Source organism: Pedobacter sp. V48 (assembly GCF_000523515.1).
Classification (GTDB): Bacteria; Bacteroidota; Bacteroidia; order Sphingobacteriales; family Sphingobacteriaceae; genus Pedobacter.
Map to the genome: position 1 here is coordinate 1 of NZ_AWRU01000011.1, position 12711 is coordinate 12711.

Consider the following 12711-nt stretch of genomic DNA (forward strand, 5'->3'; position numbering starts at 1 on the left):
CTAGGCCATAAAATTTGTCCGGTTATAAAGTTAACCGGACAACAGTGAAATAAATTCAGGATGACGGGTGCATCAAAACGGGTACTTTAATTAATTCCTTAAATAGGCTTAACTGTTATCGATTTCAACAGCGGTCTGTCTTTTACATCTTCACGGGCAGCTTTAACCACTATATAAACATCATGGAATTTACCATCTGTTACAGGGCTTATAGATACACCTGTCGAAGCAGAGCCTTGTTTTCCAATTACCTCACCATCTTTACCACCCAATCTGATCTCAACACTGTAATCAGCATCTGCATTAGCTAGTCCAAAATTAAACGCCGCAACATTAGTTAAGTCGATACCTTTTAACTTAACCCAGCCTGTTTTTTCAGGGAATATCAACGATTGAACTCCATCAGCATCTTTGCGTCCGAAATCTGATATATCCTTAATATCATTAGCATATATAATATTGCTTCTTAAATTAATCACTTTAGTATTTGCTAAAGGTTTCAAACCAGCAGCACCTAAATCAGAGTAAGTCGCTTTAAGATTTAAAACAGATTTATCTTTGTTTGTTTCTGCCGGAGGAACGATTTTACCTGTAGCAGGTAAAGAAGGACCAGTTGTTGATTTAGCACTTAAAGTCAAAATCCATTCTGCAATTTCCTTAACATCAGACGCTTTCATAGTAGGGTGGGCAGGCATTGGAACTTCACCCCAAACACCTTTACTACCATTAATTACTTTAGAAGTAATATAATCAGCCGCTTTGGCTTTTGTTTGATATTTAGAAGAGACCGCTGTGAATGCCGGGCCAATTGATTTTGTAGAGATTTTATGGCAGGTACTGCAATCTGCTTTAAGCATTATTGCCTTACCAAGAAGCGATTGTGTCGCCTGCTGATGACCTAATTTAGCTCCAGCCATATCCAATCCTTCAGTGTAAGTATTTGATACGTAGATTCTGCTTTTATTCACAGCAGCACCTTTATCTGTAACCAATACCTGATAATTAATTGGTTTTCCAGGGAAATAGAAACTCTTGTTTCCGGTTAACGCTATATCAACTTTAGGCTCTTCGTTTCCTGCATATACTGTTACAGTGTTGCTTTTCGAAGAAGCTTTATCTTTATCAATTACCTGAACGCTAATTGCATATTCACCTGCTTTTGCAAACGTATGTTGTAATTCTGGAGAGCTAGTAGTCTTTTTAATGCCCTTTCCTAAGTTCCATACATAAGTTAATGCATCGCCATCAGGATCTGTGGCATCTACTTTAGCTACAAGTTTATATGGCAATAAACCACTTGTTTTCTCAATTTCAAGATTCTTAACAATAGGAGGTCTGTTACCCGCCATGTAATCAATTCTTGTAATACCAGCATCAGGATTTTTTGAGAACCATCCTTTACCATATTCTAGAATATATAATTTATTATCCGGACCAAGTTCCATATCAATAGGAGCAGCTAAAGAAATTTCACCTAACATAGGTTCCATGCTTAAATAATCTCCTTCCGGCGACATAGTAACCGCTTTTACCCACCCACGAATCCATTCATAGATAATCAGTTTACCATCATAATAAGAAGGATATGGCGAAGCGCCTGGTCTTGAATAATAAACCGGACCAGCCATTGCCGTACGGCCGCCGGCACCAACCTGAGGAAACTCTTTAGACTCTCCGTATGGATACCATATAAAAGCCGGTTGTGCAGGAGGAAGAGTAGATAAACCAGTATTATTTGGCGAATTATTTAAACCAGCTTTAGGGTCAAATGCTTCTCCGTTTTTTCCGTCTGTATAATCATAAGCTTTATAAGGATAGTTATTGCCTATAAATAAAGGCCATCCAAAGAATCCTGCTTTACGTGCCTGATTTACCTCATCATAACCTCTTGGCCCTCTTAAAGCATCATCGTTAGACGCATCCGGTCCAACTTCGCCCCAATATAAAAAGCCCGTTTTCTGATCTACCGATATTCTATAAGGATTTCTGTTTCCCATTACAAAGATTTCAGGCTTAGTTTTTTCCTGACCTTTAGGGAACAAGTTACCATCAKRRAKGTCNGKAARWRMCWKCYTCTTTAATCTTTATTCTAAGTACTTTGCCTCTTAAATCATTGGTGTTACCTGCAGATCTTCTGGCATCATACTGCTGAAAACCCTGACGGTTGTCTAACGGTGCATACCCGTTGTTTACATATTTAGATTTTGGCGCATCAAAAGGAGTGGAGTTATCACCTGTTGATACATATAATAAACCACCTGGTCCAAAAGCAATGGATCCACCTGTGTGGCAGCAGATTTCACGCTGAGAGTAAAACTCAAGGATAATCTTTTCAGAAGCGGTGCTTATTTTATCGTTAACAAGTTTAAAGCGCGATAACCTGTTTACCGAAGGTTTTACCGGGCTATAAAAAGCATATACATATTGGTTCTTTGCAAAGTTAGGGTCAAGTGCTATGCCTAATAATCCTTCTTCAGCGTTTACATCAGGTGTATTTAATGTTTTAGAATATACCTCAAGTTTACCGGCTTCTTTAAGTGTTTTAGTGCTGTTCTTGAAAAGCATAATTTCACCCCGGCGCTGCGATACTAAAATATCATAGTTAGGCAATACAGCCAATTCAGTAGGCTCTGTAAGTTGTCCCTTAAGCAGGCTTACTTTAACAAACCTGTTCTGATCGGGGGTATCAATTCTGAGTTTTGATTTGAACTTACTCTGCTTAAGGTCATTTAACAGCAAAGTATCTGGTTTTTTTGTTCTGGTTAATGGCGGCAGTAAACTGATCGCAATACCAGAAATTAACAATGCAAAAGAAGTTTTCATTAAAAGTTATAATTATCGTGTGTTGTTTCGAGGACTAAATATAAATGAATATTTCATAAAACAAATATATTTTACGCAATCGATTTCCAAACTTTTTTGAAAACACATTTTAGAAGCCTTTTCAGCTCAACTCTATTCAGAATGTGACGAGTCCTTCACAAGATTAGCGTTTCTTCACCCATTGTTCGCACATCCTTCACACCAAACCCACAAACAGGTACCCTTTTGTGAAGGATATGTATAGAATGTGTGAACTATGTGAGGAGCAATGTTAGTGTTAGAAATACAATGGTTGTTAGTGTTATTAATACACATATTAAATAGGCCAGGCATTTTTTTAAAAAAATGCCCAGGAAAACAGTTTTAACGATACGCTGCAAAAAATGACGATTTTCTAAAAACGGTACTTTTTTTACAACTTCTAATAAATGTTGATAAATAGTTTTAGCAAAACTTTAAGGGCTTATTTATTGATTTTAAGGGGGTATTGTTTATTGTAACAAAATCATTATTTTGCAATCCTTTTAAACCAACATGAAATTATATACATTTAATTTTTTTTAACCAAAAAACACAACATGAAGCTTAATTATTTAAGGTTTGGAACAACCGCTTTTCTCTGGTTGTTAGGAACTGCACTTGTGTCTGGTCAGCAACTAGCCGATCAGTCAGAAATTGATCTGAAAGATCTTTCTTCATTTAAGACTCCGGGAAAGACTTGGATGCTTGCTGGTGGTGTTACCGCCAATTTAAATGAAGTAAACGTATTAAACGTTGCAAAAGGTACTGGAATTCTGGTAAATGTACCCACCAAGAAAGACCACGGATCAGACCTTTTAACTATTGGAGAACATGGCGACATTGTTCTTGAACTGGATTATTTGCTTGCAAAAGGAGCAAATTCAGGAATTTATCTTCAGGGAGTTTATGAGATTCAATTAGAAGATTCATGGGGTATCCTAAAACCAACATCATCTAACAACGGTGGAATTTACCAACGTTGGGATGATTCAAAACCAGAAGGTCAGCAAGGATACCAGGGATATGCACCACGCCAAAATGTAAGTAAAGCACCAGGTTTGTGGCAACATATTAAAATTGCATTCCAGGCGCCTCGCTTTGATGCATCAGGAAACAAAACAGCTAATGCAAGAATTTTAAAAATAGAGTTGAATGGAGTACTTATACACGATAACATCGAATTATTTGGTGTAACAAGAGGAGCAAATGATAAAGAAAAAGCTTTAGGTGCTTTACGTTTGCAAGGAGATCATGGTGCTGTAGCTTTCAAAAACATCAAAACTTCAAAATTGCCTGCCGAAACGGCAAATGGCAGACAAAGAGGTGATGATACAGACCCTATCTATATTGATGTAGCTACTACACCAAACATCCGCAGTTTTGTTGATGTTCCAAATGGTGGACCTAAGGTAGTTCACGCTATTTCTGTAGGTAGCCCTGCTCAGGTTCACTTTAGCTATGACTTAGACAACGGTGCGTTGTTTCAGGCCTGGCATGGTGAGTTTGTTGATGCAACACCAATGTGGCATGACAGAGGTAATGGTACTTCACGTCCTCGTGGAAGTGTAACTGCCTTCACTAAAAAACCGGTTCCTACTTTAGCTAAACTTACCGATGCTCAGGGAGCATGGCTGGCTGATACTACTGGTACAGGATTTAAAACCAAAGGTTATACATTAGATGCTCAGGAACGTCCTACATTTAACTATAACATCTATGGCACTAAAGTTACTGACGCGATCAAAGCAATTGAAAAAGGCCAGGGATTAAGCAGGGAAATCGTTCTTGAAACACCGGTTGATAACATTTATGCATTAATAGCTGATGCTTCAAGTGTTGAGGAAGTTTCTAAAGGACTTTATCTTGTAGACGGACAATCTTTTTATTTAAAATTTGACGATACTAAAGACAAACCTGTGATCAGGGATGTAGACGGCAGAAAACAACTTGTTGTTCTGGTTCGTGGTAAGTTAAATTATTCTATTTTATTCTAAAAAGGGGTTATATAATGAAATACACTTTTAAGACGCTGGCAATGCTGGCTTTAAGCTTTAGTTTTGCAACGGTGTTTGCCCAGGAAACACCAAAAGAAGAAGATTTCTTCAAAATAAATAAGGTAAAAGTACCCGAGGGACCAATTTTAGAGGTTGGTGGATTGGTTACTTTGCCAAACGGAGATCTTGGTATCTCAACCAGAAGAGGAGAAGTTTACATCGTAGAAAATCCTACAAGCAAGAACCCTTACTTCCGTAGGTTTGCATCTGGTTTACACGAAATATTAGGCCTTGCTTATAAAGATGGTGCACTTTATTGCGCACAAAGAGGTGAGTTAACCAAATTGATCGATAAAGATCAGGATGGTAAGGCTGATGTTTATGAAACTATTTATGCATGGCCATTAAGCGGTCACTACCATGAGTACAGCTTCGGACCAAAAATTGCTAAAGACGGTACTTTCTTTGTTACCGGTAACGTAGCTTTTGGTGATGAAATGTGGTACCGTGGCGAAAGCCGTGTGCCAATGCGGGGCTGGACAATGAACATTACTGAAGACGGAAAAATGCAGCCATGGGCTACTGGTCAGCGTTCTCCTGCAGGTCCAAACGTAATAGACGGACAACTTTACTATACAGATAACCAAGGCGACTGGTTCGGTTCTGGTGCAATCTGGAAAGTAGAAAAAGGTGATTTCTTAGGTCACCCTGCCGGATTAAGATGGACTGGAAGAGCTGATTCTCCGGTTAAACTTACCGAAGAATACTTCAGATCTAAAATCGACGAAAGAAGAGATAAAGATGCTCAAGGAAGAGCTATCAAACCTGAAAACAGAGTGAACGAAAACTTCAAAATGTTATGGGAAATGAAAAAAGACTTCCCTGAATTAAGATTACCATCTGTTTGGTTACCTTATGGTATCCTTGGTATCTCTACTTCAGAGCCTGTTAAAATTCCTCAGGGTGCATTTGGTCCTTTCGAAGGTCAGATCTTAGTAGGTGATCAAGGTATGAGTATCATTTCGAGGGTATTCTTCGAAACGGTAAACGGTGTTGAGCAAGGTGCTTCATTTATGTTCAGAAGTGGTTTCCGTTCAGGAGTATTAAGAATGGCATGGGGTACCGATAACTCATTATTTGTTGGAGAAACCAACCGTGGTTGGGGATCTGCAGGTGATGCAAACGAAGGTCTTGAGCGTTTAGTTTACAACGAAAAAATGCCTTTCGAAATGAAAGCTGTTAGAGCAATGCCTGATGGTTTTGAAATCGAATTTACTAAACCAGTTGATTTAAAATCAGCGGAAGATATCGCTTCTTACGATGTACAAAGCTATTTATATAAATACCACCCGGTTTATGGTTCACCTCCAATTAACAACGAAAAGTTAAAAATTAAAGGTGTTAAAGTATCTGCAGACGGTTTAAAAGCAAGACTTATTGTTGATAATCTTCGTCAGTATTATATCCATACCATTACTGTTGAAGGTGTTCGTTCACAAGAGAACTCTTATCATTTAATTCACCCGATTGCTTACTATACTTTAAATAGCATTCCAAACGGCGAGAAATTATCTATGAGCGGTGTAAGTACCAAAAACTCTGTAAACGATCCTGTAGCTAATGCGGTTCCTGGAAAAGCAACTGGTAAAAAACCAGTGGCTGGTGCTAAAACAACTGCTGCACAGAAAGCAGTAGAAGGTGGCGCAAAAACTACTTCGGCTCCCACTTATGCTCAGGTTAAGGGTTTATTAACTAGCTATACTTGTACTGCTTGCCATAACCCTACAAAAAAACAAATCGGACCTGCATTTGCTGACGTTGCAAAACGTAAGTACACTGCAGAAAAGATTCTTTCATTGATCCACAACCCTCAGCCTCAAAACTGGCCGGGTTATGCAACAGAAATGCCACCAATGCCTCAGGTTACTAAAGAGGACGGTATTAAAATAGCTAACTGGATCAACTCTTTGAACAAATAAATGTTTAGAGTTCTATTGTCCAATTAATTTAATCGGCATTTCCCTTGAATATCTGTGGGGAATGCCGATTAATTTTATATTTTAGTCCCTCATTTCAAAAAACCAATATAAACAATGAATAAACTAGACTATCGCGATTATATTGTATTCTTTATATACTTTATAATCGTATCAGCTTATGGATTTTGGATCTACTATAAAAAGAAAACCAAAACCGCCGATTCAAAAGATTATTTTCTTGCAGAAGGCTCTTTAACGTGGTGGGCAATTGGTGCTTCTCTTATAGCCTCAAATATATCTGCTGAACAGATGATAGGTATGAGCGGATCAGGATTTAAGCTCGGCCTTGCAATTTCTGCTTACGAGTGGATGGCAGCAGCAACGCTAATTATTGTAGCTGTATTTTTTATGCCGGTTTATCTTAAGAACAAGATATTTACCATGCCTCAGTTTTTAAGTCAGCGATACAATGAAAAGGTAGCAATGATTATGGCTGTATTCTGGTTAATGCTTTACATTGTGGTAAACTTAATGTCTATCCTTTATCTTGGAGCCCTGGCCATTAGTGGTATATCCGATCTTCCAATTACCTTCTGTATTCTTGGTTTAGCCGTATTCGCTATTATCATCACTTTGGGTGGTATGAAAGTTATTGGTTATACAGATGTTATACAGGTGTTTTTTTTAGTACTTGGTGGACTTGTAGCTTCTTACATTGCCTTAAATATTATTTCTGGTCAACAGGGTATTGTAAAAGGTTTCGCTATTTTAACTGACGGTGCATCAGAGCATTTCCATCTGATCTTTAAGAAGGACAATCCTAACTATATGGATCTTCCTGGTTTAAGTGTGTTAATAGGAGGTATGTGGATCGCTAACTTAAGTTATTGGGGATGTAACCAGTATATCACTCAAAGAGCACTGGGCGCTTCTTTACCGGTTGCAAGAGCAGGTCTTTTATTCGCAGCATTCTTAAAAATGCTGATGCCTGTAATTGTGGTTATACCTGGTATCGCTGTTTATTATATTATTAAAGAGAAAATCCCTGCAATTAGTCCTGATAGTTTATTGACATCTTCAGGTGTTCAGGATCCGAATAAGGCATATCCTGCATTGTTAGGCTTATTGCCAGTTGGTTTAAAGGGACTTTCGTTTGCTGCACTTACGGCTGCTATCGTAGCTTCTTTAGCGGGTAAAGCAAATAGTATTGCTACCATTTTTACATTAGATATTTACAAAAAAGCTTTTAACCCGGGTGCGGGCGAAGGCAGATTGGTAAACGTTGGTAAAATTACGGTAGTTGTTTCTATGTTACTTGCTGTTGTGTTGTCTCTAATAGTAGGAGATGCATTAATGGGCGAAGGAAAACAAGGATTCCAATACATACAGGAATATACAGGTTTTGTATCTCCGGGTATCTTTGCCATGTTTATCTTGGGGTTCTTCTGGAAAAAAACAACTTCAAATGCAGCATTGTTTGCTACCGTGGGTGGTTTTATTACCTCAGTAATCTTAAAATTCTTACCAGGATGGGTAGATTTAGCTCCGTTACATGATTACGGATGGTCTGTAGCTAACTCATCCGGTGTATTCGAAATGCCGTTTATGGATAGAATGCTGATTGTATTTGCAGTCTGTGTAATCGGAATGTATTTCATCAGTATCTATGAAAACAAAAAAGGTGTGGTAACGAATGGATTAGAAGTTGATGCTAAAATGTTTAAGGTGTCTACATCATTTGCAGTTGGTGCATTAATTATTGTAGCAATGTTAGTTGCATTGTATACTGCTTTCTGGTAGTAGTTAAAAAACACTTGCATAAAAAAGGCGCCTTGAACTATCAAGGCGCCTTTTTTATTGTTATCTACGTCATCCTGAATTTATTTCGGGATCCCGCAAACGCAATTCTGTCTTTCCAGTCCGAGATCAAGAAATAAATTCAGGATGACGAGTGGGTTAACTAACACTGATGACCTATATTAGTATTTAAACACTTTACCACCAACCATTACTTCCTGTGTTGCTTCATCAAACGTAGCCTTCTGACCGGTCCTTGCTGATGCATTAGTCATAATGTTTGCAATTGAATGATAATAACCCGCTTCAACAGGCGCATTTGTTTCTTTTCTGCTGCGCACACATTCCATCCAGTTGCGCATGTGAGCCGATGTTAGTTTATCACCACCCGTATTAGCTGAAGCTGCTACCTTTTCTGCAAGCTCAGTAAGCTTAAGTTCTGGTAATAGATTTGCTTTCATATTCATTTCGGCGGCTGCTTTAGCAGTAAGTCCGCCTCTGGGAGATACGGTATTAGTATTCAGGTTCATCTCTCCGCCATTTGCGTAATAGATCTCAGCAGGGTTTTCATCACCATTGTGCATTCTTGAAGTAAATACTACCTGGAATCCATTATCAGGATCATTTGGCTTACCATAATCAAATACAGCAGTAGTGGTATCCCAGTTTCTGCGACCGTCTTTCCACTGATAAATACCACCATTAGCCACAACACTTCTTGGATGTTTTAAACCCGTAAACCAGTGAACGGTATCAATTTGGTGCGACATCCATTGACCCGGCATACCAGACGAGAATGGCCAAAACAAACGATACTCTAAATATTTACGTGGATCCCATTCCTCAAACGGACGGTTTAATAAGAAACGTTTCCAGTCTGTATCTTCTTGTTTTAGTTTAGCCACAAGCTCAGGTCTGCGCCAGCGTCCGGGTTGGTTTACGTTCCAGCTTAGTTCTACCATTGTAATATCACCAAACTTACCGTCTTTAATAAATTGAGAAGCTGCTTTATAGTTCTCGCCACTTCTGCGTTGCGAGCCAATCTGCAAAATTTGTTTCGAAGCTTTTACTGCTTTTAGCGTTGCTCTTGCATCCTCCATGGTTTCGGCAAAAGGCTTTTCGCAATACACATCACACTTGGCATTTACAGCCTCAATTGCGTGAGAAGCATGGGCAAAATCAGGAGAACTGATAATAACCGCATCAATATCTTTTAAACTATATAATTCATCGTTATTGCGGCAGGCAGTTATATTGTGACCAAATTTTTCCTTTAAATGATCAACACCCAAACCGCGACGGTAATTCCATAAATCTGATACAGCAACCATATCAAAATTCAGTTCCTTGTGGTGATTTAGGAAACTAGGCAATAGAGAGCCTCTAAAACGGTCAGAAAAGCCAACAACACCAACTCTTACCCGGTCATTTGCACCAATAATATTTCCATAACTTTTTGCACTTAAACCCATAGTACCTAAATAGGTTCCAGCAGCTGCAATGGCAGATTGCTTAATAAATTTTCTTCTTGAATCTAACATGATTTATGATTAAAGTTGTTTAATTTTTATACTTCTGTATGAAACGTTATCGCCATGGTCCTGAAGCAAAATATGTCCTTTAGGAGCCATACCGAAGTTTTTCCAGTCTTTGTATTTACTACCTGCAACTAAGGCAAGAAATTCCGGAGTGCCTCTGGTAAACTCTACAACCTTAAAGCCATTTAACCAGTATTCAATTCTGTTGTCAGGGAATACTCTGATTAATCCTCTGTTCCACTCGCCAATTTTTCTTTGCGCATTAGGGATTTTTTTGCTGGTAATAAGGTCATATAATGAACCAAGCGTACGGTTGCCATTTTTACCTAACTTAGCATCCGGATGTCTTTCATCATCAAGGATTTGGTACTCCATACCAATTGCTGATCCTGTGTTTTTCTCAGATAGTGTTACAAAATACTTGACACCGCTATTGGCTCCTTCAGTTAGTTTAAAATCAAACTTCAACTGAAAAGCACCATATTCTTTAACAGTAACAATATCACCGCCATTAGTAGATTCTGCACCGTTAGATTTTACAACGCTAAGCACACCATCTTTAATTTCCCATCCTTTTTCAGGGAATTTAGTTTTGTATGCACCAACCCAGCCGTTAGTGGTTTTTCCGTCCCATAGCAAAGAAAAGCCTTCTGCTTTTTCCTGCTTAGATAAATCATTAGGAACCATGTTTACAACATAAATGTCATCTATTTTTGATGGTTTAAGGTTTTCTGTCTGGATACGCACATTACGCCAGCGAATCTGTTTACCCGGCGTGTCGTTTTTTCCAATAGCATGTACCTGCAGAGCGATGAAGCCCGATGGGGTCATTGCATCAACAACATTTGCCGTAGGGATACCATTAACCCAGGTTCTTATAGAATTACCAATACATTCAATGTGGTATTTATTCCATTGGTCTTTTTTAAATGCTGCCTGACCTTTAGGATTAATATCTAAAGGATATAACCATCCGCGACGTGCTTCGTCGTATAATCCGCCGCTCCATTTTCTGTCAGACGGATCAACTTCCACCTGATAGCCATGAACCCTGCCATTATTATAATCTGCTTTGCTTTCGCTTCTGATCTGTATACCCGAATTCATAGAATTATCAACCCATAACTCTACTTCAAGTATAAAATCACCATAATTTTTTTCTGTTGTTAAAAAAGAGTTAGGCGTGTTTGAAACCGTGGTGCCAACAATCTCCCCATTTACGACTTCGTATTTTGCCTGGCCGTTTAATTGTTTCCATCCCTGTAAATCTTTTCCGTTAAAAAGATTTTGCCATTTCCCTGTTTGCGCCTGTAATGTAAACGGAGTGGTTCCAAACATTAGGGCAGCAACAATCAGTAACTTTGTTTTTTTCATTAGTGTGTATTATTTGTTTTAATCTATGTTTAAAGGTTATTTTCCAAAATTGGCAGCCTGCTTGTTTAATGCATCAGCAGAAATTTCTGTGCCCGAACCCACAATAATTCTGTAACGAAAAGTAACAGATGCTCCAGGTTTTAAGGTCAGATTTAAAGACTCTTTTCCTTCGCTGAATATGGCCTGTCCAAGTGGATTAGCGGCAAACAAACCGTAATCACGTGCATGCCAGTAAGTAGGGTAGCCAGGGTTTTTAGGATGATCTATGATTGCGACAGAAAGCGGTTTACCTTCTTTAACGCCATATAAAACACACCAGTTGCCTCTGGTGCCCCAGGCATCATTACCTGTTTTACCGGCGCTGGTTAGATAGGTGCCATTTGCACCGTTACCTGATGCAGAAACTTTTGTTATATTCCCTTGACTATCAGTAAATTCTTCTACCTTATTTGAAGGGAATTCCAGCTCTTTGGTAACACGGATGCCCAGCATACCATCTTTAATATCTTTAAATTTTACAGTATCTTTTTGAGCAGTTAGGGTGGTTATTCTGTCAATAATTCTGGCATTATCTGTTCCCGAGAAAACAAATGTAGTTTGCTCTTTTAACAGTATATCTTTAGCCTGGTTTTCCCAGTTCGCGGTATAACTTAATTTACCACTGGCTTTGCCGTTTTCAACTTTGTCAACCTTCACATTCCTGATCCATCCATATTTTACTTTCTTTTCGGCAGGAATAGCAAAAGAGTTGTTCCAGAAGTCGAGCCCATTTACACTTTCATAATTAAGCCACAGCCCAACATGATGTGGATGATCCACACGTTCGCCTTCTCGTTTATTTAGCGGAAAGCCCCTGGTTAGAATAGCACCATCGGCAGCAAGTATCGGATAGAGTATGGGCTTTTCCATATTCTCGGGGTAGATAAAACTGGTAAAAGGTTTACCATCTATCAGCACATCAACTTTGCGCTCCCGATCATTTCTTATCAAAGAAACATTTTTATTTTGCGCATTAGCGCTTAAACTAAAATAACAACAGGCAATAATCAAGTATTTTTTCATTCAGATTGTCCAGGTTTTAAACATATTTGGCTATCTAATATACCGCTCTTGGAATTGAAATTCCCCAGAAAAATGCATTTTGATATTGAAATATTACGAAAACGATTGCGAAGAATGCCTCCA

Annotated in this window: 7 protein-coding genes and 1 pseudogene; 3 read left to right on the forward strand and 5 right to left on the reverse strand. The window is 38.6% G+C overall.

The genetic code is table 11. The features are described from left to right. Nucleotides 1-98: 98 nt before the first annotated feature. Both N824_RS11580 and N824_RS27910 read right to left on the reverse strand, forming a co-directional pair. A complete protein-coding gene (locus N824_RS11580; protein ID WP_152542192.1) occupies nt 99-1997 on the reverse strand; it encodes a PKD domain-containing protein in 1899 nt (632 codons plus the stop codon). 52 nt (nt 1998-2049) lie between these two features. Then, nucleotides 2050-2823 (reverse strand): annotated as a pseudogene (locus N824_RS27910) (sorbosone dehydrogenase family protein). A 578-nt stretch (nt 2824-3401) separates the two neighbouring features. Here N824_RS27910 and N824_RS11585 point away from each other — a divergent pair. The 3 genes from N824_RS11585 to N824_RS11595 all read left to right on the forward strand — a co-directional run bounded on the left by N824_RS11585 (nt 3402) and on the right by N824_RS11595 (nt 8617). Next, nucleotides 3402-4838 carry a DUF1080 domain-containing protein gene (locus N824_RS11585; protein WP_048905325.1) on the forward strand — a complete coding sequence of 479 codons (1437 nt, stop codon included), beginning with the start codon at nt 3402-3404 and terminating at the stop codon, nt 4836-4838. Nucleotides 4839-4852: 14 nt separating this feature from the next. Beyond that, the gene (locus N824_RS11590; protein WP_048905326.1) at nt 4853-6817 is read left to right on the forward strand and encodes a c-type cytochrome; all 1965 of its coding nucleotides are present in this window, start codon (nt 4853-4855) and stop codon (nt 6815-6817) included. Between the two features lie 114 nt (nt 6818-6931). Continuing rightward, the gene (locus N824_RS11595) at nt 6932-8617 is read left to right on the forward strand and encodes a sodium/sugar symporter (RefSeq protein WP_048905327.1); all 1686 of its coding nucleotides are present in this window, start codon (nt 6932-6934) and stop codon (nt 8615-8617) included. Between the two features lie 179 nt (nt 8618-8796). Here N824_RS11595 and N824_RS11600 read toward each other — a convergent pair whose 3' ends face one another. Genes N824_RS11600 through N824_RS11610 form a run of 3 tightly spaced genes read right to left on the reverse strand, consistent with a single transcriptional unit; the run spans nt 8797 to nt 12588 of the window. After that, nucleotides 8797-10155 (reverse strand): Gfo/Idh/MocA family protein, encoded by a 1359-nt coding sequence (locus N824_RS11600; RefSeq protein ID WP_048905328.1) that lies wholly within the window; start codon nt 10153-10155, stop codon nt 8797-8799. 9 nt (nt 10156-10164) lie between these two features. Next, nucleotides 10165-11526: a DUF1080 domain-containing protein gene (locus tag N824_RS11605; protein ID WP_048905329.1), complete on the reverse strand. Its 1362-nt coding sequence runs from the start codon at nt 11524-11526 to the stop codon at nt 10165-10167. Nucleotides 11527-11562: 36 nt separating this feature from the next. Then, nucleotides 11563-12588 carry a PmoA family protein gene (locus tag N824_RS11610; protein WP_048905330.1) on the reverse strand — a complete coding sequence of 342 codons (1026 nt, stop codon included), beginning with the start codon at nt 12586-12588 and terminating at the stop codon, nt 11563-11565. Between the last annotated feature and the right edge of the window lie 123 nt (nt 12589-12711).